We start from the raw sequence: 26,052 nt of genomic DNA on the forward strand, positions 1-26,052 counted from the left end.
CCCGGCACTCGTGGAGCGCCGGGGCCGTCGTCGTCGTGACCTGTCCTAGATGATCGTCCAGGTGTCGCGGCCGTTGAGCAGGGCCTGCAGGTCGGCGCTGCCGGCCTGGCCGCCCTCGTGGACCGCGGTGGCTTCCTCGACCTGGGCGCGGGCGGCGTCGTCGTAGGTGGTGCGGGCGACGTCGCGGAACACGCCGGTGACGGTGTGGGTCAGGTCCTGGTCCGACAGGCGGGACAGGGCGAACGCGAGCTCGTGGTCGGTCGCGTCGTGGACGACGATCTCCGAGGCGTCGACCGTGGCGGCCTCGACGACCTTCAGCCCGAACCCGGACCGGACGACGGCGTGGGTGCCGAGCCCGTCGTCGCCCTCGGCGCCGAACCGGATCGGCTCGCCGTGGGTGACGGGGACGAGACGGTTCTCGTTCTGGCCCTTGCGCAGGACGTCGAAGCTGCCGTCGTTGAAGATCGGGCAGTCCTGGAAGATCTCGACCAGCGCGGAGCCGCGGTGCTCGGCGGCGGCCTGGAGGACGGCCTGCAGGCTCTTGCGGTCGGAGTCCAGCGCCCGGCCGACGAACGACGCCTCGGCGCCCAGTGCCAGCGAGATCGGGTTGAACGGGTGGTCCACCGATCCCATCGGCGTGGACTTGGTGACCTTCCCGACCTCGGAGGTCGGGGAGTACTGGCCCTTGGTCAGCCCGTAGATCCGGTTGTTGAACAGCAGGATCTTGATGTTGACGTTGCGGCGCAGCGCGTGGATCAGGTGGTTGCCGCCGATCGACAGCGCGTCGCCGTCGCCGGTGACGACCCAGACCGACAGGTCGGGGCGCGTGGTGGCCAGGCCGGTGGCGATCGTCGGGGCGCGGCCGTGGATGGAGTGCATCCCGTAGGTGTTGAGGTAGTACGGGAAGCGGCTCGAGCAGCCGATGCCCGAGACGAACACCGTGTTCTCGCGCTTGATGCCCAGGGTGGGCAGGAACTGGCGGACCGCGGCGAGCACGGCGTAGTCACCGCAGCCGGGGCACCAGCGGACCTCCTGGTCGGAGGTGTAGTCCTTCGCGGTCTGCTTGGCGTCGGTGGTGGGGACGCCGTCGAGTCCGCCGATCGAGGGCAGACCCAGGTCGGTGGCGCTCATGCCTGCGCTCCAGTGATCGCTGTGGTGCCGGGGCCGGTGGCCGACTCCGGGTGCTTGCCGGTGAGGTAGTCCAGGAACACGTCCTGCAGCTCCTCGGCGCCGAAGGGCAGCCCGGCCACCTTGGTGTAGCTCTTGACGTCGACCAGGTGCTCGGCGCGCAGCAGCATCGCGAGCTGCCCGAGGTTCATCTCCGGGCACAGCACCGTGCGGTAGGCGCCGAGGACCTCGCCGAGGTTGGCCGGCATCGGGTTGAGGTTGCGCAGGTGCGCGGTCGCGACCGAGTGGCCGAGCTTGCGCACCCGCCGTGCGGCGGCGTTGATCGGGCCGTAGGTCGAACCCCACCCGATGACGAGCACGTCGGCGTCACCGTCGGGGTCGTCCACGGCCAGGTCGGGCACCTCGACGCCGTCGATCTTGGCCTGGCGCAGCCGGACCATGCGGTCGTGGTTGTCCGGGTCGTAGGAGATCGAACCGCGGCCGTCGGCCTTCTCCAGGCCACCGACCCGGTGCTCCAGCCCCGCGGTGCCCGGGATCGCCCACGGCCGCGCCAGGGTCTCCGGGTCACGCAGGTAGGGCCAGAACTCGCCGGAGCCGTCCGGGGCGTTCGGCTCGGTCGCGAACCCGGGGTCGACGGTGGGCAGCGACTCGACGTCGGGGATCTTCCACGGCTCGGAGCCGTTGGCCAGCGCCCCGTCCGACAGCAGCATCACCGGCGTCCGGTACTTCACCGCGATCGCGGCGGCCTCCACGGCGGCGATGAAGCAGTCGCCGGGGGTGCAGGGTGCGATCACCGGCAGCGGTGCCTCGCCGTTGCGGCCGTGCAGGGCCTGCAACAGGTCGGCCTGCTCGGTCTTGGTCGGCAGCCCGGTCGACGGGCCGCCGCGCTGGACGTCGATCACCAGCAGCGGCAGCTCCAGAGCCACCGCCAGACCGACGGTCTCGGCCTTGAGCGCCACACCCGGACCGGAGGTCGTGGTCACGCCCAGCGCGCCGCCGAAGCTCGCCCCGAGCGCGGCACCGACACCGGAGATCTCGTCCTCGGCCTGGAAGGTGGTGACCCCGAACGACTTGTGCTTGGACAGCTCGTGCAGCACGTCCGAGGCCGGGGTGATCGGGTAGGTGCCCAGGAACACCGGCAGGCTCGTGGTCTGCCCGGCGGCGACGATCCCGTAGGCCAGCGCGGCGTTGCCGGTGATCTGGCGGTAGGTGCCCGGGTCCAGCTTCGCCGGCGCGACCTCGTAGGTCACCGCGAACGCCTCGGTCGTCTCGCCATAGGCGTGCCCGGCGCGGAACGCCAGCACGTTCGCCTCGGCGATGTCGGGCTTCTTCGCGAACTTCTCCCGCAGGAACCGCTCGGTCGACTCGCTCGGCCGGTGGTACATCCAGGACAGGAGCCCGAGCGCAAACATGTTCTTCGCCCGCTCGGCGTCCTTCTTCGACAGCCCGGTCTCCTCCAGCGCCCCGCGGGTCAGGGTCGCCATCGCGACCCCGTGCACGGCGTAGGGCTCCAGGGAGTCGTCCTCGAGCGGGTTCGCCTCGTACCCGACCTTGGTCAGGTTCCGCTTGGTGAACTCGTCGGTGTTGACGATCACGACGCCGCCGTGCGGCAGGTCGCCGATGTTCGCCTTCAGCGCCGCCGGGTTCATCGCGACCAGCACGTCCGGGCGGTCACCCGGGGTGAGGATGTCGTAGTTCGCGAAGTGCAGCTGGAACGAGCTGACCCCGGGCAGCGTCCCGGCAGGTGCCCGGATCTCGGCCGGGAAGTTCGGCAGGGTCGACAGGTCGTTGCCGAAGTTGGCCGTCTCCGAGGTGAAACGGTCACCGGTGAGCTGCATCCCGTCACCGGAGTCACCCGCGAACCGGATCACCACCCGATCGCGCTGGACGACCTCGGAGTCACGAGCCTCGACAGGGGTGTCGCTGGTGGTCATGGGCAGATCGGCCCCCGGTTCCGTCGGAAGTGCGGTGCTAAGTCGAGGTTAACTGCCGGTTCGCAACGACGTCCCGTCGCCCTGTCGCACGTCACAGGGGTTCGTGCCGTCGCCGGAGTGAGTCCGGTCACTTCTTGCTGATCTTCTTCTGCAGTGCGGCGACGCGCTCGGCGAACGCCTCGGTGTGCACCGTCTCGGCCTGCGCCCGGACCTCGATGTCGGTGGCGTCGGCGTGCGCGTCGAGCCGGGACGTCACCCGCATGGTGGCCTTCGTCGTCGTGATGAGGTCCCGCGGCGCCGCCGCCGCGCGCCCCGCCAGCTCCATCGCACCGGCGCGCAGGTCCTCGTCGGTGTCGTAGGCGCGCCACGCGAGGCCCACCCGTTCGGCGTCCCGTGCGTCGAGGACGTCGCCGAACAGTGTCATCGCCGCGTTCCCCTGCGCGCCCAGTGCGCGGTGCGCCATCCATGTGTACCCGCCGCCGGGGTGCAGGCCCAGCTGCATGAAGCGGACGTCGAACCTCGCGGTGGGCCCGGCGAGCCGGACGTCGCAGGCCAGCGCCAGGTTGATCCCGGCCCCGACGGCGGCACCGTTCACCGCGGCGAGGGTCGGTAGCGGCGACGCCGCGATGGCGAGGAAGCCCGAGTAGACGCGCCGCAGCGTCTCCGGGTCGGCCTCCTGCAGCTCCGCGAGGTCGCCCCCGGCACAGAACGCCGGCGGCTCGCCGGTGACGACGATCGCGCCGACGTCCCGGTTCGCGTTCGCCGCGTCGACGGCCTCGACGAGCCTCCCGGAGAGCTCCAGGTTGAGCGCGTTCCGTCGCGCCGGGTTCGACACGGTGAGCACCGCGACGCCGTCGGTGATCTCGGTCCGGACCTCGATGTCGCTCATGCCACGGATCATCCACGCCGGAACGGCGGGCTGCACCCGTCGGGTTCCGGGGAGCGGGACGCCGTGGGTCACACCTCGGAACGTTGCGCCCGGTTCGCCCGTTCACCCGGTGAACCCCCACAGGACCGCACGGAGAGGTGAGGGCGGCGTGCACAGCCACATGAACGGTCTGAAGACGGCCGTGCTCCTCGGCGCGATGAGCGCCCTGATCATCGCGATCGGCGGGGTGATCGGCAGTCGCGGCGGCCTGGTCGTCGCCGTCGTGATCGCGTTCGCGATGAACGGCTGGGCCTACTTCAACTCGGCGAAGCTGGCGCTGCGCTCGATGCACGCCCAGCCGGTCACCGAGGCCGAGTACCCCCAGCTGTTCCGCGTGGTCCGCGAGCTCAGCCAGCGTGCGCGCCAGCCGATGCCCGCGCTCTACATCAGCCCGACCGACGCCCCGAACGCGTTCGCCACCGGCCGCAACCCGCGCAACGCCGCGGTGTGCGTGACCACGGGCCTGATGCAGCTGCTCGACGAGCGGGAGCTGCGCGCGGTGCTGGGGCACGAGCTCAGCCACGTCTACAACCGCGACATCCTGATCTCGTCGGTGGCCGGTGCGATGGCCTCCGCGGTGTCCTTCATCGCGAACATGGCCATGTTCAGCTCGCTGTTCGGCGGTGGCGACGAGGACCGGCCGAACCCGATCGCGATCATCCTCGTCGCGATGCTCGGGCCGATCGCCGCCGGCGTCGTGCAGATGGCGGTCAGCCGGTCCCGGGAGTACCAGGCCGACGCCTCCGGTGCCGAGCTGACCGGCGACCCGCTGGCGCTGGCGTCGGCGCTGCACAAGCTCAAGTACGGGACGGCCGCGGCGCCGCTGCCGCCGGACCCGCGGCTCACCTCGCAGTCGCACCTGATGATCGCCAACCCGTTCCGGCCCGGCGAGAAGGCCGCGCGCTGGTTCTCCACGCACCCGCCGATCGAGGACCGGATCGCGCGCCTGCAGGCGATGGTCCGCTGATGCCGGACCCGGCGGAGGTCGCGAATTCGTAACGGTCCGGGGGTTCGCGCGCGATGTAGTGGGAGAGCAGAGCTCCCCCTGCAGAAGAGGACCCGATGAGCGAGACCCCGTCCCGCAAGCCCCGGCACGCGCTGTCGGACACCGGACCGGCCGTGCCGACCCAGGGCGGCCCCCGGGACGACGAGCCGGCAGGTGTCCGGGCGGACGTCCCCGAGCAGCAGGCGTGGTCCCCGGCGGAGGACCGCGCGGAGCGCGTCGAGGTACCGGCCCGGCCGGACGTGCAGGCGACGGGCGACGCCCCGGCCGTGCCGCAGCCCGCGCCCGCCGGTGACGAGCTGTTCACCCCGCACGCGGGTGATCCGGCCGACGAGGCCCCGACCCAGGCGCTGCCGGTGATCCCGCGTCCACGCGACGACCGGGCCTCCTGGCGCGGTCCCCACGCGGTCGCGCAGCTGCCGGAGCCGTTCCGGCCCGCCCCCGTGCGCGGCACGACGGCGACCGTGCTGCCGTCGTCGGTGCGGCCGGTGCTGCCTGCCGTCCTGGGCGCGGCGACGGCGATCGTGCTGGCCCTCGGCGTCGTCGCCGGGGTGAACGGTGCGCCGGATCCCGCTCCGGCACCCGCACCGCCCGCACCGGTGTCCGGCCCCTGATCCGTGCTTCGATCCCCGTGTGGGGATCACGTGGGAGGACTACCGCAGCCACGACGCCGTCGGCCTGGCCGGGCTCGTCGCCTCGGGTGAGGTGAGCGCGCCGGAACTGCTGGAGGCGGCGCTCGACCGGGCCGACGCCGTCGAGCCGTCGATCAACGCGATCCGGCACCGGCTGACCGGCAGCGCCCGTGCCCGCGCGCGGGGCGCGCTGACCGGGCCGTTCGCCGGGGTGCCGTTCCTGGTGAAGGACCTCGGCCAGCACATCGCGGGCGTCCCGACGGGCAGCGGGACCCGGCCGCTGGCGTCGTACCCGCGCCCGGAGACCTCCACGGTGGTGCGGCGCTGGCTCGACGCGGGGCTCGTCGTCCTCGGCCGTACCGCGACGCCCGAGTTCGGTGCCCGCGCGGTGACGGAACCGGTCGCCGGCGGCCCGACCCGCAACCCGTGGGACCCGGCCCGCACCCCCGGTGGCAGCTCCGGCGGGTCCGCCGCGGCGGTCGCCGCCGGGATCGTCCCGGCCGCCGGTGCGAGCGACGGCGGAGGGTCGATCCGCATCCCCGCCGCTGCCTGCGGGCTGTTCGGGCTGAAGCCGGGCCGCGGCGTCGTCCCCTCCGGTCCGGAGGCCGACGAGGGGTTCCACGGCGCCGCCGTGCAGGGCGTGCTGTCGCGGACGGTCCGCGACTCCGCGGCGCTGCTCGACGTCGTCGCCGGTCCCGCCCCGGAGAGCCCGTACCTCGTGCGGCCGCCGGAGCGGCCCTACGCCGACGCGGTCCGCGACGATCCTCGCCGCCTGCGGATCGGGATGAGCACGGCGTCCCCGCTCGGCGGAGCCGTGCACCCCGAGGCCGTCGCCGCCGCGGCCGACGCCGCCGAGCTGCTCACCGGGCTCGGGCACGTCGTCGAGGAGTCCGCTCCCGCGGTCGACGGCCGGGCGCTCGCCACCGACTTCCTCACGACGTGGTTCGGGATGATCGCCACGCAGGTCGACGCCGCCCGCCGGCTGACCGGCTGCGGCGACGACGCGTTCGAGACCGCGACCCGGGTGATGGCCGCCATCGGGCGGGCCACCCCGGCACCGGCCTACCTGGGGGCGCAGGCCCGCTGGCAGACCCACACCCGCGCGCTGGCGGAGTTCCACCAGCGCTACGACCTGCTGCTCACCCCGACCCTGGCCCGGCCGCCGTGGCCGATCGGGGAGCTCGACCTGGCCGCGCCGGTCGAGCTGACCGCGCGGGGGCTGCTGTCGGCACGGGCCGGTGGGCTGCTCGGGCGGATGAACCTGGTCGAGAGCCTGGTCGACGCCAACTTCGCCCCGGTCCCCTACACCCAGCTGGCGAACCTGACCGGGCGTCCGGCGTCGTCGGTGCCGCTGTACCGGACGCCCGGCGGGCTGCCGCTCGGCGTCCAGTTCGTCGGACGGCCCGGGTCGGAGCCCGAGCTACTGGCGCTGGCCGCACAGCTGGAGCGGGCCCGCCCGTGGGCGCACCGGGAGCCGCCGCTCGGTCAGCGGTAGTTCGTGAACTGCAGTGCGATGCCGAAGTCCTTCTCCTTCAGCAGCGCGATCACGGCCTGGAGGTCGTCCTTCTTCTTGCCCGAGACGCGCAGCTGGTCGCCCTGGATCTGGGCCTGGACGCCCTTGAGCTTCTCGTCCCGGATCGCCTTGCTGATCTCCTTGGCCTTGTCCTGCGCGATGCCCTGGAGGATCGTGCCGTTCGCCCGGTAGGTCTTGCCGGAGATCGCCGGCTCGTCGGCCTCGAACGCCTTCAGCGAGATGCCCCGCTTGATCAGCTTCTCCTTGAAGACCTCGAGCCCGGCGCGCAGCCGCTCCTCGGTGTCGGACTCGAAGGTGACGGCCTCCTCCCCGGCCCAGGCGACCGTGGTGTTCGTCCCGCGGAAGTCGAACCGCTGCGAGAGCTCCTTCGCGGCCTGGTTGAGGGCGTTGTCGACCTCCTGCCGGTCCACCTTGCTGACGACGTCGAACGACGGGTCCGCCATGTCTCGGTCCTCCTCTCGGGGTCGGGCCCCCCTCGTCGGGGGCTCACGTGTCGTGTCGTATCCTCGTCCACGCACCGAGAGAGAACGACGTGCACCCCGGCTGGTTGCCCGAGCGGCCAAAGGGAGCGGACTGTAAATCCGTCGGCGTAGCCTTCCCAGGTTCGAATCCTGGACCAGCCACCAGGGTTGAGAGAGGCCCCCGACCAGCGGAGACGCTGGGAGCGGGGGCCTTTCTCGTTGTGGGAGTGCTCCTCCCGGCCGGTCGCTCAGCGGCGCAGCGTCTCCTCGGGGGGCTCGCCGAATGCACGGGTGTAGGCGACCCGGAACCGTCCGAGGTCGCCGAACCCCCACCGGCGCGCGAGGGCGGCGATGTCCGGGGCGGTCTCCGGCGCGGCCTGTTCGAGGGCTCTCCGCGCCCCGCGCAGCCGGGCGTCCCAGAGCAGCTCGGAGGGATGCTTCCCGCGGCTCCGGCGCAGGCCCTCCCCGACGTCACGGGTGGACCGTCCCGTCAGGCCGACGATGTCGGTGGGCCCGAGCGGCCGGTCGGCGTGTGCGTCGATGTACTCGGCGACCTCCCGGAGCGTGGCCTCCGGGAGGTCGCCGTGGACCGGTGGGGTCTCGGGGTCGACCGCGCGTGCGAGCGCCGAGTTCGGGATCGTCGAGAGCAGTCCGGTGGCCAGCGTGCGGAACGCCTGGTTCGCCAGGATCGGCTCGGCGACCACCCAGGGGTTGATCAGCACGTCGTCGCGGACGTGCGCGACCGTGCCCGTCCAGAACCGCGCCATCCGCGGGTCCGCGGGCGTGATCCGGTCGAACCGCAGCTGGTCGGGCTCGATCCCGACCATCGCGGCCGCGTGCCGGGCCACCCGGGCGCGGTCGAGGACGACGACGGCCGCGCCGAGCTGCTCGGACGCCGCGACCGCCGGTCCGGTCGGTGGGCTGAGAGCCACCTCGCCCCGGGTCACGCAGGTGTCCTGGTAGCAGGTCTCGGCGTAGGTGAGCCGGCCGGTGAAGGGGCTGGACATCACGAGGACGTCGTCGAGCATCTGGTCGATCGCGTAGGTCAGGTCGATGCCGATCTGCAGCGTGCTCACCACCAGCCCGGGGCCCGTGACCGCGAGCTGGTCGACGGTGAAGTCCTCCGGTCGTCCGGTGAACCGGAGCCGCAGGTCGGCGTAGGAGTCGCGGAAGAACTGCTCGGCGCGTGCGGGATCGGTGGTGGAGAAGCCGGACCGGGTGATCTCGCCGTCGGACCCGTCGCTCGCGGACATCCTCATCCTCGTGCGGTTCGTGCCGAGGGCCGGCGCCTCCCGCGGACGGCCGTGTCCGGGCGCCTCCCACGGGTCCTGGTTCCGGCAGCCGGTTCGGGCGGGACCCGCGGACCGGATTATCCCCGTCCCGGTGGCGACGGCAAGGGGTGCGGACCCAGGACCTCCCGGTAGTGGGCGGTGAGCGCCTCGTCGGGCCCGGTGTGTTCCGGGGGCTCCTCGCCGTCGAGGTCCGCGGCGAGTGCGTGGAGGCAGCGGTCCCAGCCGGCCGCGGTGTTCGCGGTCCAGCCCGGGTCCGCGACGGGGTTCTCCAGCCGCAGCACGCAGCCGTCACCGTCGGGGGTGACCGTCCATCGCAGGTGCTCACCGCCCCACGTGAACGCCAGCACCCGGGGCGGGTCCAGCTCGGTGATCTCGGCGGTGTCGACGTCGTCGGCGCCGAACCGGAACGTGATCAGGCCGCCGACGCGGAGATCGGCCTCCACCTCGCAGGGGAACCAGCGGCTCATCCGCTCGGGCTCGGTGAGCGCCGCCCACACCCGTTCGACGGAGTGCGGGTAGCGGCGGGTGAAGTGGAGGACCGGCCCTTCCGGGCCGTGTTCCAGCCTGACGTCGGTGCTCATGCGGTGTCTCCTCCTGCGGGGTCCGTCTCGTCGAGGTACTCGCCGAGCGCCTCGAACCGTTCCGTCCAGTACGCGCGGTGCGGTGCGAGCCAGTCCTCGACCGCCGCCAGCCCGCCGGGCCGCAGGCTGTAGCGACGTTGCTGGGACTCGGCGACGACGTCGACCACGTGCAGGTCGCGCAGCACCCGCAGGTGTTTCGAGACCGTGGGCTGCCCGAGCCCGAGCGCCGTCGTGAGCTCACCGACGACGCACCCGCCCCGGCGGCGGAGCTCGTCGAGGATGGCTCGCCGGGTCGGGTCGGCCAGCACGTCGAAGACGTCGCGCACGAGTCCTAGCATGCCGTTACCGGTATATACGTGTCAAGGAATATCAGGTACAGCGTTCCCGCAGGGTCGCGACGCCCGGGCCGTCCAGCTCGCCGAGCACGGCGGCACGCCCGGCCAGCGCCGTCACCAGTGCCACCGTGGTCCCGCGGACCAGGGGCCCCGAGCCGTGGGCGAACGGTCCGTCCGTGGCCTCCAGCCGCAGCCCGGCGGCGGCCCGGCGGCTGTTCACGGTGAAGTCGCGGCGCACGAAGAACCCGGCGACGGCGGTGGCCGCCCCGACCGACGGGGCGCGGTCGATGCCGAGCGGGAGCCGGACGTCCTGGCCGTGCACGACGACCTCGCCCAGCCACGCCGCGGTGTGCCCGGACGCCGCCGTCGTGGCGGTGACCACCGCGCGGAAGCGTTCGAGCGTCCCGGCGGGGGTGACGCCCCGGTGCTCCGCGAGCCGGCGGTCGTTGTGGACGCCGTCGTCGAACCGGGCGGCGAGCATGCTCCGCACCCAGCGGAACGTGCCGGTGCTCGCCGCCGCCGTGAGGTGGGCGACGACCTCCTCGACCGTCCAGCGCCCGCACAGCGACGGCGTCGCCCACTGCTCGTCGGTCAGGTCGCCGAGGTCCTCGGCGAGGGCGGCGCGCTCCGCGTGGATCGCGGCCCACAGGTCGTCACGGGGCGTCAGCGGCACGGTCGTCTCCCGGTGGTCGGTGGCCTCGGAAGGGGAGACCGCGGAACACTGCGGAACTCATCCCGGTCCGTCGACACCGAGGAGCACCGATGCCGCGCTGGACGTCGTTCGTCGCGCCCGACACCGAGCCGCCCGTCCGGACGCTGCACGAGGACGGCAACCCGCGACACCGGCTCCGGGTCGAGCACGACGACCGGATCCTGCTGGTGCACCTGTCCGGTGAGGACGGACCCGGGTGGACGTGCCTGGCCGTCGACCGCGACACGCGGGCGTGGGCGGTCGGGCAGGGCACCCGGCAGATCGACGCGGCCGAGGCCGCCGTCGGGCAGCTGCGCGGCTGACCGGCTCACCCCGCCGGCAGCGCGGGATCCGCTTTCAGCGCCACCCCGGACAGCTTGAGCCGCCACGCCTCACCCATCAGCAGGGCGAGCGTCGTCGCGGCCTCGGCGTACCCGGTGCCGTGCGGGGGCCGGATGTTGGACAGGCAGTTCCGCTCGGAGTCGCGACGGCCGCGGCGGGCGTCGTAGGTGAAGTAGACGCCGAGCGAGTCGACCGAGCTCATCCCGGGCCGCTCGCCGATCAGGACCACCACGCTCCGGGCGCCGACCGCGGTGGCGATCTCGTCGCCGAGCGCCACCCGGGCCTGGGTGGCGACGACGACCGGGGCCACCCGCGCGTCACCGAGCCGGTCGAGGACCTCGGCGAGCATCCCCACCGCGTGGTCGGTCACCGCTAGCGGAGAGAGCCCGTCGGCGACGACGAGCACGACGTCGTGCTCACCCCGCGGCAGCTCCACACCGGGCGCCAGCCGGCGGCCGAGGTCGGGGCGGGTCAGGTACTCGGCGCGGTCGCGCGGGGCGCCGGCCGCACGCAGCGTCGGCACGCCGAGCCCGGCGATCCGGTCGGCGAGCGCGTCGGCGTCGAGCGGGGTGTGGACGGCGTCGCGGGCGGCGGCGTGCGCAGCCCGCAGCTCCAACAGCCGGGCGGTGGGCAGGGCGTCGCCGGCGCGGCCCAGCGCGACCCGGGCCCGGGTCGAGGCGCGCAGGACGTCGAGCGGGTCGGACCCGCCGTGCCCGGTCACCGGACCCCCGCCGTCAGTGCACGCATCGCCGACGCCGGGAGCTCACGGACCCGGCCGTCGTCGTCGAGCATGTCCATCGTCGCCAGCCACGACGCGAACTCGGGCGCGGGCTGCAGTCCCAGCACCTGGCGGGCGTAGAGCGCGTCGTGGAACGACAGCGACTGGTAGTGCAGCATCACGTCGTCGCCGCCGGGCACGCAGATGACGAACGAGCAGCCCGCGGCGCCGAGCAGGGTGAGCAGGGCGTCGGTGTCGTCGGCGTCGGCCTCGGCATGGTTGGTGTAGCAGACGTCGACCCCCATCGGGACGCCCAGCAGCTTCCCGCACACGTGGTCCTCCAGCCCGGCCCGGGTGATCTGCTTGCCGTCGCGCAGGTACTCCGGCCCGATGAACCCGACGACGGTGTTGACCAGCAGCGGATCGAAGGCCCGCGCCACGCCGTAGGCACGGGTCTCGAGGGTCTGCTGGTCGACGCCGTGGTGCGCGTCGGCGGACAGCGCGCTGCCCTGACCGGTCTCGAAGTACATGCAATTCGTGCCGACCGTGCCCCGGCCCAGTGCGAGCGCGGCCTCGTGCGCCTCGCGCAGCAGGTCCAGGCCGACGCCGAACCCCTCGTTCGCGGCCTGGGTCCCGGCGATCGACTGGAAGACGAGGTCGACGGGGGCGCCGCGCTCCATGATCTCGATCGACGTCGTGAGATGGGCGAGCACGCAGGACTGGGTGGGGATCTCGTACCGGGTGCGCACCTCGTCGATCAGGTGCAGGAGCTCGGTCGTGCGCTGCGGCGAGTCGGTGGCCGGGTTGATCCCGATGACGGCGTCGCCGCAGCCGAGCAGGAGGCCGTCCACGATGGACGCCGTCACCCCGCCCGGGTCGTCGGTCGGGTGGTTGGGCTGGAGCCGGGTCGCCATCGTGCCCGGCAGCCCGACCGTGGACCGGAACGCCGTGACGACCGGGGTGCGTCGGCCGACCGCGACGAGGTCCTGCAGCCGCATCAGCTTGGCCGTCGCCGCGACCATCTCCGGGGTGAGCCCGGCGGCGAGGGACGTCGTGTCGGTCGAGGGCCGGAGCAGGTGCTCCCGGAACCCGCCGACGGTCATCGACGCGACCGGGGCGAACGCCTCCCGGTCGTGGGTGTCGACGATCAGCCGGGTGACGTCGTCGTCCTCGTACGGGACGACCTGCTCGGAGAGGAACGTCGCCAGGGGGAGGTCGGCCAGGACGCCCTGGGCGGCGACCCGTTCCTGCTCCGACGACGCGCCGATCCCGGCGAGCACGTCACCGGAGCGTTCCGGAGTGGCGGCGGCCAGCAGCGCCGCGAGGTCCGCGAACTCGTAGGTGTGACCACCGAGGGTCGCCCGCCGCCGTGTCATCCCGCCCCCCGCTCGGCCGTCACATCGGCTCCGTCACGTCAGCTCCGCCTCGGCCTCCGCCAGCGCCGCGAACTCCTCGTCCGGCGCGGCGGCCACCAGGTGACGCCGTGAGTAGAGGGCGAAGTACAGCATGAACAGGGCGAAAGCACCCAGGGTCGCGCCCGCGGCGACCGGATCGACCAGGAACGTCGCGACCACCGCCAGCAGCGCGACGACCAGCGCGAACCCGGTCGTGACCGTCCCGCCCGGCGTCCGGTACGGCCGCGGCATCTCCGGCGCCCGCCTGCGCAGCACGATGTGGCTGACCATCATCAGCACGTACGACAGCGCGGCACCGAACACCGCCATGTTCAGCAGCATGTCGCCCTGCCCGGTCAGCGACAGCAGGAACCCGACCAGGCCGGGGACGAGCAGTGCGAGCGTCGGCGCCTTCCGGCCGTTGGTGATCGACAGGACGCGCGGCAGGTACCCGGCGCGGGACAGGGCGAACGTCTGCCGCGAGTAGGCGTAGATGATCGAGAAGAAGCTGGCGACGAGCCCGGCCAGACCGATGTAGTTGACGACGACGGCGGCCGGCGAGCTGCCGAGCGCCTCGACCAGCGGGTTGCCGGACTCCGAGAGGGCGTCGGCACCGAGCGCCCCGGTGGCCAGCACCAGCACCGACGCACCCGTCAGCAGCAGGACGAGCATCGCGGCGAGGATGCCGCGCGGGACGTTGCGCTCCGGGTCCCGCGCCTCCTCGGCCGCCAGCGGGACGCCCTCCAGCGCGAGGAAGAACCAGATCGCGAAGGGCACGGCGGCCCAGACGCCGAGCCACCCGAACGGCAGGAACGGTGACGCGCCCGCCGCAGCGGTCGGCGCGATGTCGACCAGGTTGGCCGGGTCGAACAGCGGGATCGCGGCGACGGCGAACACCACCAGCCCGACCAGCGCGATCGCCGTGATCACGAACATCGCCTTCAGGGCCTCGCCCGCACCGGTGAGGTGGATGCCGATGAAGACGACGTAGGCGGCCAGGTAGACCCACCAGCCGTCGGTGATCCCGAACAGGCCCAGCGACTCGACGTAGGCGCCGATGAAGGTCGCGATCGCGGCCGGGGCGATCGCGTACTCGATGAGGATCGCCGTCCCGGTGGCGAACCCGCCCCACGGCCCGAGCGCGCGGCGGGCGAACGTGTAGCCGCCGCCGGCGGCCGGGAGCGCCGAGGACAGCTCGGCCATGCCCAGGACCATCGCGAAGTACATCGCGGCGATGACGATCCCGGCGACGAGCAGGCCCCCGAAACCGCCCTCGGCCAGGCCGAAGTTCCATCCGGAGTAGTCGCCGGAGATGACGTAGCTCACGCCGAGGCCGGCGAGCAGCACCCAGCCGGCGGCGCCCGTGCGGAGCGTGCGTCGGGCCAGATAGTCCTCGGTCGGGTCGCTCATGGGGCACGCCTCCGCTCGTCGGGTGAGCGGATCGTAGGAGTGACCCCCGGCCGGGTGGGATACGCCGTTGTGAGGGTTCTGTTTCGTGATGCAGCGGGCGGAAGACGACGCGAGAGGGTGACGCGGGCTCACGCGGCCGTGCGGAGCGACATCACGGAGCGTGGTTCACGAAAAGGATGCGCGTCCGTTCGGGTCCACCGTGGTGACGGTCCGTCGTGCGACGCGTCCGTCGGGGCCAGTTCGACGAAGATCGGGATGCCGGAAGAGAGCAGTATCCTCGCCTAAAGTAATTCCACTGGTCCGATGGTGGTAAGGAATTCGTTGGATCGAGGTACGACCGGATAGCGTTCTGTGCATCGGCGGGGCTCCCGAACCCACGCCGAACACGCCGGTCCGACACGGACCCGTACACAAACGGAGAATGAACTGTGCTGAAGAAGGCTGGAATCGTCACCGCTGGTGTCACCGCCGGGCTGCTCGCCGTCTCGCCGCTGGCGTTCGCCGGTGACGGTGGCCACGGGCACGGGCACGGCGGGGACGTCAACGCCAAGCAGATCAACAACATCGACCAGAACGACTCGAACCGTCAGTCCGGTCTGATCAACGTCGGCGACGTCAACGCCCTGAACAACGCCAACGTGCTCTCCTGCTCGCTGAACAGCGTCGACATCGCCGCCAGCGTGCTGGGTGTGCTGGGTGGGCAGGCCGTGAACGGCGAGGACGCCCCGGCCGTCTCCGAGTGCTCCCCGGGCTCGACCTCGCAGACCAACATCGACGGCTGATCCAGGCCGACGATCTGTCGCGCCCGCCCGGACCCGGGGCCGTCTCCCCGGGCCGGACGGAACGCGTGCACCGGACATCCCCCGCTCTCGAACCGGAGCGGGGGATTCCTGCATTCCCGGGACCGGTTCCGTGACGATTCCGGGAATGCGCCCGAATGCGCTCAGGGGTGGTACGGCAGAACCACGTGCGACGGGTGGTCGGGGCCGTGCAGCACCTCGTACCGGATGGGACGGCCGTCGACCGCGGCCGACATCCGTTCACCCGTTCCGTGGTTGCGGGCGAACCGCGGGAACGCGGCCCCCGCGATCTGCACCCGCAGCCGGTGCCCGGCGCGGACCCGGTACCCGGTCGGGCTCAATGCCATCCGGACGACGGTCGTGCCGTCCGGCGCGCTCGCCTCCCGCCCGGGGACGAGGCGGTGCATCGCGTCGGTGACGTTCGACGACGTCCCGTCCGGCGCGACGTCGCACACCCGGACGAAGACGTCACCGGCGCCCGAGTCGGTGCGGACGTAGACGACCGCCGACACGTCGCCGAGCAGGTCGAGATCGGTCTCCAGCGGCGCCCCGGTGTAGACCAGCACGTCGTCGCGGGCCTCGATGTCGCGGTTGTCGTGCTGCTTCGACGGCGGCTGCAGCATCGGCCCGCCCACGGTCGGCGTCGGGTCGGCCGGGTCGTAGACGAACGTGCCCGCCCCGGCCGGGCCGGTCGAGTCGCTGCGCAGCCGGGACCCGGGGGCCAGGTACCACTCGGTCGGCTGCGCGTCCGGCGGCGGCCAGCACGGCAGGTCGGTCCACCGGTCGGCGTGCTCGACCCACGCGCGGACCGGGGCGCGGCCGTCGTGCTCGCCGCCGTGCAGGTGCACGCCGAGCCAGTGCACCATCTCCTGCGCGATCGTCGGCAGCGAGCTCCGGTCGCCGTGGGTCCAGGGCCCGATCGTGATGCGGGCGGTGGCGCCGCCCCGCTGGAGCGCGGTGAAGTCGACCAGCTGCCGGTCGAGGAACAGGTCCCACCAGCCGGTGACCATGCAGACCGGGGGCATCGCGGCGGCGTCGAACCCGTCGTGCTCGGCGGGTGCCCAGAACTCGCGTGGCGACTCGGCGTGCTCGACGAAGTCGCGCCAGAACACCACCGGCGCGCCGGTCAGTGCGACGTCGGCGGCCTGCAGCGGCAGCGACGCCACGGCGCGGCGCTTGCGACGGCTGAACACCGGCGTCGCCAGGAAGCCGGTGACCGCGCCGATCCGCTCCTGCCTGCCGATCTGGTTGACCCAGCTCGCCAGGTTCAGCAGGCCCGGTGCGCCGCCCGGGTAGAACGTGCTGGTGAACTCCGACGCGGTGATGTCGGCGTTCATCGAGGCCAGGCCCGGACGGGCGTACGGGGCGATCGCCCACTGGGTGTGCCCGACGTAGCTCGGCCCGACCATCGACACACGGCCGTCGCACCAGTCCTGCTCACGCACCCAGTCCAGGGTGTCGAGCCCGTCCGGGCTCTCGTGCAGAAAGGGCCGGAACTGCCCGCCGGACCCGAAGGTCCCGCGGGTGGACTGCACCAGCACCTGGAAGCCGCGCCGGGCCAGCAGCGAGCCGATGATCGACCCGAGACCGTCGCGCCCGTAGGGCGTGCGCATGAGGACCGTCGGCCGCGGCTCGACCGGCCCGGGACGACGGTAGAGGTCGGCGAGCAGCACCACACCGTCGGACAACGGGACCCGCAGGTCCCGCTCACGCACGTACGGCGTGGTGCCGGTGAACCCCAGCCGCCGATCGACCAGGCGTTCCGCGAGCGCGGCCATCGTCACCTCCCCCTCGCACCCGCTCGATGCGGGGCTGGACCGATCGTAGGAGAACCCGGTTGCTCCATCCGGGCCGCCGCCGGAAGCCGTGCCCCACCGGGCGGTCGAGGGCGGTCGGCCGGAACTGTCGGGGGGCCCGCGTACCGTGCGCCCCCGTGCGGGTCGAGCGGATGACGTGTTGCGGTCGGGAGTGGGTCGGACCGGACCGGGCGCACTGCTGTGGCCGCTTCGGCGGCTGCGGCGCGGTGTTCGACGACGCGGAGCTCTGGGACACCCACCGGCGGCGCGGGGCGTGCGTCGCCGACCCGGGCGAGCTGGGCCTCGTCGCCACCCGCAACGGGATCTGGCTCCGCGCGCTCGACGCGGGGGTCTGAGCCCACCACCCGGGGATCAGGACGCGGCCCGGGTGATCCCGCGGAACACGGCGTCGGTCGTGCCGGGGTTGCGCACGACCACGAGATCCAGGCCGGTGAACCACAGGACCGATCCCGCGCCGAAGGTGCGGCTGCCGCCGGCCGAGCAGCAGAGCTCGATCTCCCCGGCGTCGACGACGACCAGGGCCCCGCGCCACTCGTCCTCGTCGTGCGGGCGGCTCCCGCCGGGGAGCAGCGTGATCGTGCGCGTGTGGAAGGTCGGTGCGCCCGGCATCGGCTCACCCCCTCACGGACCCGGCTCGGCAGTGGGGACCGGCCGGCACCCGGAAAATCATCGGGCCGGCCGGACCCGCCCCATGATCGCCCGGCGCGGGTCAGGCCGCAGCGGGGAGCCCGAGCGCGCCGTCGACGGTCTCGTGGCCGATCCGGGAGGCCGCGGCGACGCGGCCCGGATCGGTGGTCAGGCCCCGCACCCCGGCCGACGTGTGCGGGGCGAGCGTGAGCAGGTGCGCTCCGGCCCGGTCCGGGTGCGCCGCGTCGGTCAGCAGCGACAGACACTCGCCGTGCCGGCTCGCGTCCTGTGCCATCCGGCCCAGACCGGGGGCGAGCCGGTCCAGCGACCGCGCCCAGAGCGGGGCGCGGGCGTCGGCCGGCGTCGCGACGAGCTCGTCGACGGTGCGCGTCATCAGCGCCAGCACGTGGGTGGCGCCGCCGCGCAGCGCCCGGGCCACCGGCAGCGGGTCGCTCACCGACCCGTCGATCCAGTCGTCGTCGCCGATCCGGACGGGCGGCCCGGCGAGCAGCGGGATCGCCGCCGTCGCACGCATCGCGGACTTCCAGGCGTGGCCGTCGGGCAGGCCGGTCAGCACGTGCGCCGAGAGGTCCGAGGCCCGGGTGACCAGCACGTGCAACGGCACCGGGCTGGTCACCAGCGACGACCAGTCGGTCGGCTTGGACTCCACGAGGATGTGGTCGAGCAGGTGATCGAGCGACACCATCGGACGGCGGGTCCCGAAGCGGCGCGGGTCGATGAACTCCCGGCTCGCCATGTCGTCGCAGAAGATCCGCGACGCGTCCGCACCGTGCCCGAGCACCAGCGCCGTCCCGACGAACGCACCCGCCGAGCTGCCCCACACCTCGTCGAAGCAGCCGGCGAGGCCCGCGGCCTCCAGGGCGTGCACCATCCCACCGGCGTAGGAGCCGCGCATCCCCCCGCCGCCGACGACGAGGGCCAGCCGGTGGTCGTCGGCGTGCGCGCCGGCGCCGCGGCCCGCGGTCCGGCGCCGCTCGAGCAGCGCGAGGACCTCGGCGTCGCCGTGGGCCCCCGGGGAGAGCGAGTGGCTGCGCATCGGCCCATCATCGCGACGGGCCGGACGGAGCCCGACGCCGCGGTACCCGGCGGCGACGAGCGGACCGCTCGCGTACCACCGGCCGCCGGACCGGCGCCGCCCACCGCCCCGTCCCGGATGCCGGTACGGGCCCTAGTAGGTTCGCCCGACCAGGGGGTAACACCGTGACGCAACGACGCCAGCTGCGGTTGGGGGCGATCGAGTCGACGTCGCTTCCGGCCGCGTCGGCCCGCGCGAGTGACGCGCGCCGCCGCCGTCCGGTGGTGGGCGACCCGGCCGCCGCGGGGCTCGCCGACGATCTCGATCTCGGAACGGCACCGGGCCGCACCGACGCGCTCTGCATGATGCTGCGCGGCGCGGTGCTCGACCACTGGGTGCGGGAGTTCGTCGCCGAGCACCCGTCGGGGACGGTCGTGGAGCTCGGGCCGGGCCTCGACGGGCGGGCCGGGCGGCTCGGCGCGGAGGGCCCGGCGCACTGGATCGACGTCGAGCTCCCGGAGATCGCGGACCTGCGGCGCGAGCTCCTGCCGGGCCCGGCGCACCTGGTGTCCGGGTCGGCGCTCGACGAGGACTGGATGGAGCTCGCCCGCGAGCTGCCCGGGCCCCACCTCGTGGTGTCCGACCAGGTCCTGGCGCTGCTGCCGGAGCAGGGCGTGCAGCGGATCGTGTTCACGGCCGCCCGGATGCTGCCCGGCGCGACCCTGGTGACCGACGTGCTGTCCCGGGCCGCCGCCGACCGGCTGGTCGCCGGCCCGCTGCAGGGCCTCGACGTCGACTGGACCTGTGAGGACCCCCGCGAGCTGGAGCCGTGGGGCCTGCGCCTGCTGGAGGCCTGCGGCGCCGGGGTGCCGCCCGCCGCCGTCGCGGCGCGCCTGCCGCGCACGACCCGTGCGATGGCGGCCGGACTGCGGACGGTCCCCGCGCTGCGCGGCCACCGCCTGGCCCGCTACGAGCTGCTGGCGGCCTGACCGGCGCGACGAGCGTCCACCCGTCCGGTGACGGCTCGCACGGCGAGGATCTTCGGAGTGGCGGAGCGCGCGTCGGTAGGGTCGGCCCGGTGACGGTTCCGAAGATCGAGGTGGACCCGGCCGAGGTCGGGTTCGATGCGGAGCGGCTGGCCCGGATCGACACCCATTTCCGCCGCTACGTCGACGACGGCAGGCTCCCCGGCTGGACGATCGCGGTCGCGCGGCACGACCGCGTCGCGCACGTCTCGCACCACGGGTACCGCGACGTCGACGCGCGGACCCCGGTCACCGACGACACGATCTGGCGCATCTACTCGATGACCAAGCCGATCACGTCGATCGCGACGCTCATGCTCTGGGAGCGCGGCGCGCTGGAGCTGACCGACCCGGTGTCGCGCTACATCCCGGCGTTCGCCGACCAGCGGGTCTACCGCGGCGGGTCGGCCCTGAACCCGGGGACCGACGCGGCCGTCGAGCCCGTCCGGATCCACCACCTGCTCACCCACACCGCCGGTCTCACCTACGGCTTCCACCACGCGCACCCGGTGGACGAGATGTACCGCTCGAAGGGCTTCGAGTTCGGCGCCCCCGCCGGGATGGACCTCGCGACGGCCACCGAGCACTTCGCGTCGTTCCCGCTGCTGTTCCAGCCCGGCACCGAGTGGAACTACTCGGTGGCCACCGACGTGCTCGGGCGGGTCGTCGAGGTCGCGTCGGGCCGGCGGCTCGACGAGTTCTTCCGCGACGAGATCACCGGCCCGCTGGGGATGACCGAGACGACGTTCTCGGTCGCGCCGGACTCGCCGGAGGCCGAGCGGCTCGCGACGCTCTACAACGCCAAGCCCGGCGGCGGGCTCGTCGTCAACAAGGTGCTGGCACGCACGGCGACCCGGCAGCCGGACTACCTCTCCGGCGGCGGCGGGCTGCTCTCCACCGCGGGCGACTACCTGCGGTTCGCCCGCATGCTGGCCCGCGGCGGCGAGCTCGACGGCGTCCGGATCGTGGGACCGCGCACGCTCGCCGCGGCGACCCGCAACCACCTGCCCGGCGGTGAGGACCTCGACACGGTCGGCCGCCCGATCTTCTCCGAGTCCGCGTTCGCCGGTGTCGGCTTCGGACTCGGCTTCTCCGTGGTGATCGACCCGGCGGCGGCCAAGCAGCTCGCCAACCCGGGCACCTTCGCCTGGGGCGGGCTCGCCTCCACCGCGTTCTGGGTGGACCCGGTCGACGACGTCGTCGCCCTCTTCTTCACCCAGCTGGTGCCGTCGAGCACCTACCCGATCCGTTCCCAGCTCCAGACCCTCGTGCAGCAGGCGGTGATCGACCGATGAGTGACCGACCGGCGATGCAGGCCGGACCAGGACTCGCGTTCGTCGTACGGACGCTGGTGGTCGCAGCGTCGCTGTGGGTGGCGACCGTCCTCGTCAGCGGCATCGACCTCAGCGCCGGGTCGACCGGGGCCCGGGCCGGGACGCTGCTCGCCGTCGCGCTCGTGTTCGGCGTGGTGAACGCGATCGTCAAGCCCGTCGTGGCGACGCTCGGCTGCCCGCTCTACATCCTCACGCTCGGGCTGTTCGCCCTGGTGGTGAACGCGCTGATGTTCATGCTGACCGGCTGGCTGGCCGGTCTGGTGGACCTGCCGTTCGTCGTCGACGGGTTCTGGTCCGCGTTCTGGGGCGCGATCATCGTCGGGATCGTGTCGTTCTTCCTGCACCTCGTGATCCCGGACCGCTACGACGCCCGCTGACCCGGCGGCCCCGGCGGGGGTCGTCAGACCGGCCAGGTCTCCTGCCGGTGCGCGGCGTCCCAGAACATCCACTCGTAGCGCGACGTCGTCGTGAAGTGCTCGCGCATCAGGGCGAGCTCCGCGACGGACGCGGCCGCACCGGCCCGGTCGGTGGCGTCCAGGGCGGCGTCGACCACCGCGCGGTACTCCTCACCGGCGTACATGTCGATCCAGCGCTGGTAGAGGGGGTCCTGCGAGCCGGTCCCGACCAGGTGCTCGCCGACCTTCGCGTAGATCCAGTAACAGGGAAGCACCGCGGCGACGCCCTCCGCCCACGACCCGCCGTACACGGCGGCGAGCAGGTAGCTGACGTAGGCGCGGGTGGCCGGGGCGACCGGCGCCGTGCGGGCCTGCTCGGAGGTGAGGCCCAGCGCGCCGAGCAGGTCGTCGTGCAGCTCGCGCTCGGCGGTGATCGCACCGCCGGCGTGCTCGGCGAACATCAGGGTGTCGTCGTCGGTGGGGGCCTTCGCCGCGCACACCGCGAGCGCCTTCGCGTAGCCGCGCAGGTAGTGCGCGTCCTGGACGATGTAGTGCCGGAACGTGTCGTGGGGCAACGATCCGTCGGTCAGCCCGGTGACGAACGGGTGCCGGAGGATCTTCCCGTGGATGGTCTCGACGTCCGACCAGAGCAGGTCACGCGTGCGGTCCGCCATCCGTCCACCGTAGTCACGAGGCCCGGCGGGACCTGTGATCATCCGGGCAACACCTGCTCAACGTGCCGTCAACCGTGCGGTGACGTGCAGATTGAGACGCAGCGCACTTCTGCGTGCGAATCGCGGATCGTCCGTCACCATGAGGACGGCGGGCACCTCAGCGCGGAGAGCGCGCCGAAGTCGAGTCCCCCAAAGCGGAGGTGAGGGCATGAGCGCACCGGCGCCCATGGAGCACCACGAGAAGATGCGGATGCGGGCAGCCGCGTTCCGTGCCACCCGGGTGTACCCCGGCCCGGTCGGCGAACTGATCTCCCGGGAGCTCCTCGCCTGGGAGGACTTCGGCTACCGGCTCGGCGGGAACCGTCTCGTCGGCGAGCTGATGGAGCACGTCCTCAAGTCGCAGCCCGCAGGGCAGCAGGAGTCCCGCACGGACGCCGCCTGAGCCCGCTCAGCGCGGGGTGCTGACGGCGGCCTCGCCCGTACCGTCGGCCGGCGGCTCGCCGTCGGCGAGCCCGGCGACGGCGGCCGCGAGGACGACCATCGCGGCCAGCGTGGTGAGGCTGCCGGCCCGGGCGAGGACGGTGAACGTCCGTGCCGCCGTGGTGACCGGTCGCGCCGTGCCCCGGTGCCGGCCGGGTGCGCCGGCTCGGTGGCCGGCCTCCGGGGCCGGTCGCGGGGCCGGGACCTGCGGGATCTGCGGGACCGGTCCGACGGATCCGACGGGACGGCGCGGGCTCGGGATGCGGACGACGGGCGCGGACATGACGATCACCACGATCTCGGGGGAGTCGATACGGGTTCTTCGGGACCCGGTGCGCGCCGCCGGTTCCTGCTTCTGCCCGTCTTGTCGTGTCGGACGTTCACCTTGTTATCCGGTGACGGCATCCGCCAATCGTCGGAGTGACTACTCCACCCGTGTGGCTGACGGGAACACCCGTACGCCGATCGGAACGTGACTACGAGTCACGCCTTGTCACTCCGATGCGGCACCCTGCTCCGGGATCCCGGCCAGCTGGTCGCGCAACTCCCGCTTGAGCACCTTGCCCGCCGCGGAGACCGGGATCGCCTCCACCACGTGCACCTCGCGCAGGCGCTGGTAGGGCAGCAGCCGGGCGTTCAGCTCGTCGACGGCGGCGCGGGCGTCGGCCTCGGTGGGCCCGGTGAGGAACGCGACCGGACGCTCGCCCGCCACCCCGGCCGGCCGGCCGACGACCGCGGCGCCCGTCACGCCGGGCACGGCGAGCAACCGCTCCTCCAGGTCGCGGGGGTACACGTTGTAGCCCTTGTGGAGCAGCATGTCCTTGAGCCGGTCGACGATCCGGAGGAAGCCGTCGTCGTCGAGGACGCCGACGTCGCCGGTGTGCAGCCAGCCGTCGCCGTCGAAGGCGGCCGCCGTGTCCGCGGGCCGGCCCAGGTAGCCGCCGGTGACCTGCGGACCGCGGATCCACACCTCGCCCTCCGCGCCGGGCCCGAGCTCCTCGCCGTCGTGGCCGGAGATCCGGATCTCCGTCCCCGCGACCGGCAGCCCGACGGTGCCCGGCCGGCGCGGCGCCGAGCGCCCGGCAGGCCCGAGGGTGGCGGCCATCGTGACCTCGGTGAGGCCGTACCCCTCACTGATCGCGAGGTCGTCGCCGAGCCACTCCCGCAGCCCGGCGATGATCCCGGTGGGCAGCGGCGCCGCCCCGGAGGTCAACGACCGGACCGAGGACAGGTCCCCGGCGGCGGCGCGGTGGGCGAGCAGCGCGGCGTACACCGGCGGCGCCCCGGACATCGACGTGACCGCGAACCGGGTCGCGTCGGCGAGGTACGCCTTCGGGTCGAAGCGGCCGTGCACGATCGTCAGGCTCCCGGCGAGCAGGGGCACGTTCAGCCCGCCGATCGTGCCCATCGCGTGGAACCACGGCGCGATGCCGATCGCGCGGCCGGAACCGAGGGGCGTCGGGAACTCCTCGGGCGGGCCGGGATCGACCAGCACGACGCCGGGGCCGTGCGCGGTGTCCCGGACACCCGGGCTCGCGCCGGTTCCCCAGCAGGCGGACTGCAACGCGTTGGTCAGCACGTTCCGGTGGGTCACCCGGACGCCCTTGGACCGGCCGGTCGTCCCGCCGGTGTAGGCGAGGTGCGCGAGATCGGTGGCCGGGTCGAGATCGAGGTCGGTGCCGGGCGGGGCCGTGGGCCGGCCCTCGAGGAACGCGTCCAGGTCGGTCACGTCGGCGGGCACCTCACCCGGTCCCGTCGCGAGGACCCGCTTCAGCGCGGTCCCGGGCCGCGCGGCGAGCAGCGCGGGCAGCGCCGCGCCCCACGACAGGGCGGCCACCGCGCCGGAGTCGGCGAGCTGGGCCCCGAGATCGGCGGGGGCCAGCAGCGGGTTCGCCGGGGTCACGGTCGCCCCGGCGAGCAGCGTGCCCCAGTAGGCGACCGCGTACTGCGGGCAGTTCGGCAGGTGCAGGGCGACGACGTCGCCGCGGCCGATGCCGTCGGCGTGCAGCGCGTGCGCGAACGACGATGCCCGGGCGAGCAGCCCGGCGAACGACAGCTCGTGCCCGGCGTGGTGGAGCACCGGGGCGTCGCCGAACGCGGCGGCGGCACCGCGCAGCTGCGCGCCGGCCGGCAGGGCCGGCACGTCGAGGGCGGGAGCGGGGGAGCGGACGATCATGCGAGCACGGCCTTTCCGGCGTCGGCGGTCAGTGGCAACCGGGTGATCCCGTTGATGAACATCGAGCGCAGCCGGCGCGGCTCCTCGGTGACGGCCACCCGCGGAGCCCGGCGCAGCAGCTCGGTGAACAGCACGGTCAGCTGGCGTCGGGCCAGGTGCGCGCCGAGGCAGAAGTGCGGGCCCGGACCACCGAACCCGAGGTGCGGGTTCGGGGCGCGACGCACGTCGAAGGCCTCGGGATCGGCACCGTCCCGGCCGAACACCGCGGGGTCGCGGTTCGCCGACCAGTAGAACAACGCCGTCTTCGCCCCGGCGGGCAGCTCGGTGCCGCCGAGCACCGCGGGCTCGGAGAGCGTCCGGCGCATGTAGATCACCGGCGAGGCCCAGCGCACGATCTCCTCGACGGCGGTCGCCGTCACCCCCTCCGGATCGGCGAGCCAGGCGGCCCGCTGGTCCGGGTGGTCGGTCAGCAGCTGCAGACCCCAGCTGGTGGCGTTGCGGGTGGTCTCGTTGCCGGCGACGACGAGCAGGACGAAGAAGCTCGCCAGCTCGTCCGGGGTGAGGCGCTCGCCGTCGATCTCGGCGTTGACCAGCGCGGAGGTGACGTCGCCGGTCGGGTCGGCCCGCCGGGCGTCGCCGAGCTCGCGCATCAGGGCGGCGAGCTCGCCGCCCGCGGTGAGCAGGGCGGTGGTGACGTCGGTGCCCTCGGGCACGAACTCCGGGTCGCCGGCGCCGAGGATCACGTTGGAGCGGTCGTAGACGAACCGGTGGTGGCTGGCCGGGATGCCCATCATGTCGCAGATCGTCCGCAGCGGGAGCCGCGCGGAGACGGTCTCGACGCCCTCGCACTCCCCGGCGGCCAGGAGGTCGTCGACGATCTCGCGGGCTCCCTGCTCGATGCTGCCCTGCAGGTCGGCGAGTCGTCGCGGGGTGAAACCGCGGGAGACGATCCGGCGGAGCCGCGCGTGCCGCGGGTCGTCGGCGTTGATCATCGAGCCGAAGAACTCGAGGAACGCCGGCGGCATGTCGGCGACCGACGTCGCGCCCGGCCCGGACCGGAAGACGCCCGGTGCGCGGCTCGCCTCGACGATCTCGTCGTAACGGGTGAGGGCGTAGTAGCCGGGGCCCGGATCGGGGACGGGCGAGGGCGGCTGCTCGAACCAGGGGATGCCGGGCGCCTCGCGCAGGGCCGCGAACCCGGCGGCGCGCTCGCGGATCGGGGCGGTCCAGGCGCCGTCGATGTCCGAGAGGTCGAACGGGTGGGTGGTCGCGTCCGGCATCGTCGCCGTCCCTCCTGCCGCGCAG

At 73.4% G+C, this 26,052-nt stretch carries 28 protein-coding genes and 1 tRNA gene; 11 read left to right on the forward strand and 18 right to left on the reverse strand.

Annotated elements, in window-relative coordinates; all coding sequences use genetic code 11:
• Positions 1-45: 45 nt before the first annotated feature.
• The 3 genes from PP1_RS20255 to PP1_RS20265 form a co-directional block, all read right to left on the reverse strand.
• Complete coding sequence (locus PP1_RS20255) at positions 46-1,131, reverse strand: 2-oxoacid:ferredoxin oxidoreductase subunit beta (protein WP_010243144.1); 1,086 nt, start codon at positions 1,129-1,131, stop codon at positions 46-48.
• Entirely contained in the window at positions 1,128-3,062 is a 1,935-nt protein-coding gene (locus PP1_RS20260) for a 2-oxoacid:acceptor oxidoreductase subunit alpha (protein ID WP_010243146.1), read from the reverse strand. Before PP1_RS20260 ends, PP1_RS20255 begins: the two co-directional genes overlap by 4 nt.
• A 127-nt stretch (positions 3,063-3,189) precedes the next feature.
• Complete coding sequence (locus PP1_RS20265) at positions 3,190-3,951, reverse strand: enoyl-CoA hydratase (RefSeq protein ID WP_010243148.1); 762 nt, start codon at positions 3,949-3,951, stop codon at positions 3,190-3,192.
• A 148-nt stretch (positions 3,952-4,099) separates the two neighbouring features.
• On the opposite strand from PP1_RS20265, the gene htpX reads away from it, so the two are divergent.
• From htpX to PP1_RS20280, 3 genes are all read left to right on the forward strand, one after another.
• The gene (gene htpX / locus PP1_RS20270; RefSeq protein WP_010243150.1) at positions 4,100-4,957 is read left to right on the forward strand and encodes a zinc metalloprotease HtpX; all 858 of its coding nucleotides are present in this window, start codon (positions 4,100-4,102) and stop codon (positions 4,955-4,957) included.
• 95 nt (positions 4,958-5,052) lie between these two features.
• Entirely contained in the window at positions 5,053-5,607 is a 555-nt protein-coding gene (locus PP1_RS20275; RefSeq protein ID WP_010243151.1) for a hypothetical protein, read from the forward strand.
• 25 nt (positions 5,608-5,632) lie between these two features.
• Positions 5,633-7,120, forward strand: a complete 1,488-nt coding sequence (locus PP1_RS20280; protein WP_029240093.1) for an amidase — start codon at positions 5,633-5,635, stop codon at positions 7,118-7,120.
• On the opposite strand, the gene PP1_RS20285 is transcribed toward PP1_RS20280, so the two are convergent.
• Positions 7,111-7,602 carry a YajQ family cyclic di-GMP-binding protein gene (locus PP1_RS20285; protein ID WP_010243155.1) on the reverse strand — a complete coding sequence of 164 codons (492 nt, stop codon included), beginning with the start codon at positions 7,600-7,602 and terminating at the stop codon, positions 7,111-7,113. The genes PP1_RS20280 and PP1_RS20285 overlap by 10 nt on opposite strands.
• Positions 7,603-7,700: 98 nt before the next feature.
• Between PP1_RS20285 and PP1_RS20290 the strand changes: the two genes are divergently transcribed.
• Positions 7,701-7,785 (forward strand) — tRNA-Tyr (locus PP1_RS20290).
• 83 nt (positions 7,786-7,868) lie between these two features.
• Here the strand turns inward: PP1_RS20290 and PP1_RS20295 are convergent.
• The 4 genes from PP1_RS20295 to PP1_RS20310 form a co-directional block, all read right to left on the reverse strand.
• Positions 7,869-8,873: an AraC family transcriptional regulator gene (locus tag PP1_RS20295; protein WP_010243157.1), complete on the reverse strand. Its 1,005-nt coding sequence runs from the start codon at positions 8,871-8,873 to the stop codon at positions 7,869-7,871.
• Between the two features lie 116 nt (positions 8,874-8,989).
• Positions 8,990-9,493, reverse strand: a complete 504-nt coding sequence (locus tag PP1_RS20300) for an SRPBCC family protein (RefSeq protein ID WP_010243159.1) — start codon at positions 9,491-9,493, stop codon at positions 8,990-8,992.
• A complete protein-coding gene (locus PP1_RS20305) occupies positions 9,490-9,831 on the reverse strand; it encodes an ArsR/SmtB family transcription factor (protein ID WP_033200686.1) in 342 nt (113 codons plus the stop codon). The genes PP1_RS20300 and PP1_RS20305 overlap by 4 nt, the downstream gene beginning before the upstream one ends.
• Before the next feature lie 31 nt (positions 9,832-9,862).
• On the reverse strand, positions 9,863-10,501 hold the full coding sequence (locus PP1_RS20310) for a maleylpyruvate isomerase family mycothiol-dependent enzyme (protein WP_010243163.1): 639 nt from the start codon (positions 10,499-10,501) through the stop codon (positions 9,863-9,865).
• An 89-nt stretch (positions 10,502-10,590) separates the two neighbouring features.
• On the opposite strand from PP1_RS20310, the gene PP1_RS20315 reads away from it, so the two are divergent.
• Positions 10,591-10,842, forward strand: coding sequence for a hypothetical protein (locus tag PP1_RS20315; RefSeq protein ID WP_010243165.1), 252 nt, complete (start codon positions 10,591-10,593; stop codon positions 10,840-10,842).
• 5 nt (positions 10,843-10,847) lie between these two features.
• On the opposite strand, the gene eutC is transcribed toward PP1_RS20315, so the two are convergent.
• From eutC to eat, 3 genes are read right to left on the reverse strand one after another with little or no spacing between them, the layout of a single operon-like run.
• A complete protein-coding gene (gene eutC / locus PP1_RS20320) occupies positions 10,848-11,582 on the reverse strand; it encodes an ethanolamine ammonia-lyase subunit EutC (protein WP_010243167.1) in 735 nt (244 codons plus the stop codon).
• Positions 11,579-12,955 carry an ethanolamine ammonia-lyase subunit EutB gene (locus PP1_RS20325; RefSeq protein ID WP_010243169.1) on the reverse strand — a complete coding sequence of 459 codons (1,377 nt, stop codon included), beginning with the start codon at positions 12,953-12,955 and terminating at the stop codon, positions 11,579-11,581. Before PP1_RS20325 ends, eutC begins: the two co-directional genes overlap by 4 nt.
• Before the next feature lie 33 nt (positions 12,956-12,988).
• On the reverse strand, positions 12,989-14,383 hold the full coding sequence (eat, locus tag PP1_RS20330) for an ethanolamine permease (protein WP_010243171.1): 1,395 nt from the start codon (positions 14,381-14,383) through the stop codon (positions 12,989-12,991).
• A 428-nt stretch (positions 14,384-14,811) separates the two neighbouring features.
• Between eat and PP1_RS20335 the strand changes: the two genes are divergently transcribed.
• Positions 14,812-15,165, forward strand: a complete 354-nt coding sequence (locus PP1_RS20335) for a hypothetical protein (RefSeq protein WP_010243173.1) — start codon at positions 14,812-14,814, stop codon at positions 15,163-15,165.
• Between the two features lie 161 nt (positions 15,166-15,326).
• Here the strand turns inward: PP1_RS20335 and PP1_RS20340 are convergent, their stop codons facing one another.
• Positions 15,327-16,961 carry a CocE/NonD family hydrolase gene (locus PP1_RS20340; protein WP_010243175.1) on the reverse strand — a complete coding sequence of 545 codons (1,635 nt, stop codon included), beginning with the start codon at positions 16,959-16,961 and terminating at the stop codon, positions 15,327-15,329.
• A 155-nt stretch (positions 16,962-17,116) separates the two neighbouring features.
• Here PP1_RS20340 and PP1_RS20345 point away from each other — a divergent pair, with 155 nt between their 5' ends.
• Entirely contained in the window at positions 17,117-17,335 is a 219-nt protein-coding gene (locus tag PP1_RS20345) for an FDXHR family putative zinc-binding protein (RefSeq protein ID WP_010243177.1), read from the forward strand.
• Positions 17,336-17,351: 16 nt separating this feature from the next.
• On the opposite strand, the gene PP1_RS20350 is transcribed toward PP1_RS20345, so the two are convergent.
• Both PP1_RS20350 and PP1_RS20355 read right to left on the reverse strand, forming a co-directional pair.
• Positions 17,352-17,609: a hypothetical protein gene (locus PP1_RS20350; RefSeq protein WP_010243179.1), complete on the reverse strand. Its 258-nt coding sequence runs from the start codon at positions 17,607-17,609 to the stop codon at positions 17,352-17,354.
• Positions 17,610-17,709: 100 nt separating this feature from the next.
• Entirely contained in the window at positions 17,710-18,684 is a 975-nt protein-coding gene (locus PP1_RS20355) for a patatin-like phospholipase family protein (RefSeq protein ID WP_010243181.1), read from the reverse strand.
• A 164-nt stretch (positions 18,685-18,848) separates the two neighbouring features.
• On the opposite strand from PP1_RS20355, the gene PP1_RS20360 reads away from it, so the two are divergent.
• The 3 genes from PP1_RS20360 to PP1_RS20370 all read left to right on the forward strand — a co-directional run bounded on the left by PP1_RS20360 (position 18,849) and on the right by PP1_RS20370 (position 21,399).
• Positions 18,849-19,652 (forward strand): class I SAM-dependent methyltransferase, encoded by an 804-nt coding sequence (locus PP1_RS20360; RefSeq protein WP_082398771.1) that lies wholly within the window; start codon positions 18,849-18,851, stop codon positions 19,650-19,652.
• 89 nt (positions 19,653-19,741) lie between these two features.
• On the forward strand, positions 19,742-20,983 hold the full coding sequence (locus PP1_RS20365) for a serine hydrolase domain-containing protein (protein WP_010243184.1): 1,242 nt from the start codon (positions 19,742-19,744) through the stop codon (positions 20,981-20,983).
• Positions 20,980-21,399 (forward strand): phage holin family protein, encoded by a 420-nt coding sequence (locus PP1_RS20370; RefSeq protein WP_227012767.1) that lies wholly within the window; start codon positions 20,980-20,982, stop codon positions 21,397-21,399. Before PP1_RS20365 ends, PP1_RS20370 begins: the two co-directional genes overlap by 4 nt.
• A gap of 23 nt (positions 21,400-21,422) precedes the next feature.
• On the opposite strand, the gene tenA is transcribed toward PP1_RS20370, so the two are convergent.
• Entirely contained in the window at positions 21,423-22,091 is a 669-nt protein-coding gene (tenA, locus tag PP1_RS20375) for a thiaminase II (RefSeq protein WP_010243188.1), read from the reverse strand.
• 208 nt (positions 22,092-22,299) lie between these two features.
• Between tenA and PP1_RS20380 the strand changes: the two genes are divergently transcribed.
• The gene (locus PP1_RS20380; RefSeq protein ID WP_139316882.1) at positions 22,300-22,533 is read left to right on the forward strand and encodes a hypothetical protein; all 234 of its coding nucleotides are present in this window, start codon (positions 22,300-22,302) and stop codon (positions 22,531-22,533) included.
• Between the two features lie 6 nt (positions 22,534-22,539).
• Here the strand turns inward: PP1_RS20380 and PP1_RS20385 are convergent, their stop codons facing one another.
• The 3 genes from PP1_RS20385 to PP1_RS20395 form a co-directional block, all read right to left on the reverse strand.
• Positions 22,540-22,854 carry a hypothetical protein gene (locus PP1_RS20385; RefSeq protein WP_139323965.1) on the reverse strand — a complete coding sequence of 105 codons (315 nt, stop codon included), beginning with the start codon at positions 22,852-22,854 and terminating at the stop codon, positions 22,540-22,542.
• Positions 22,855-23,064: 210 nt separating this feature from the next.
• A complete protein-coding gene (locus tag PP1_RS20390; RefSeq protein WP_010243194.1) occupies positions 23,065-24,747 on the reverse strand; it encodes a class I adenylate-forming enzyme family protein in 1,683 nt (560 codons plus the stop codon).
• The gene (locus tag PP1_RS20395) at positions 24,744-26,027 is read right to left on the reverse strand and encodes a cytochrome P450 (protein WP_010243196.1); all 1,284 of its coding nucleotides are present in this window, start codon (positions 26,025-26,027) and stop codon (positions 24,744-24,746) included. The genes PP1_RS20390 and PP1_RS20395 overlap by 4 nt, the downstream gene beginning before the upstream one ends.
• Between the last annotated feature and the right edge of the window lie 25 nt (positions 26,028-26,052).

Origin of the sequence: Pseudonocardia sp. P1, from assembly GCF_000178675.2 — a bacterium.
In the GTDB taxonomy this organism is placed as follows: Bacteria; Actinomycetota; Actinomycetes; order Mycobacteriales; family Pseudonocardiaceae; genus Pseudonocardia.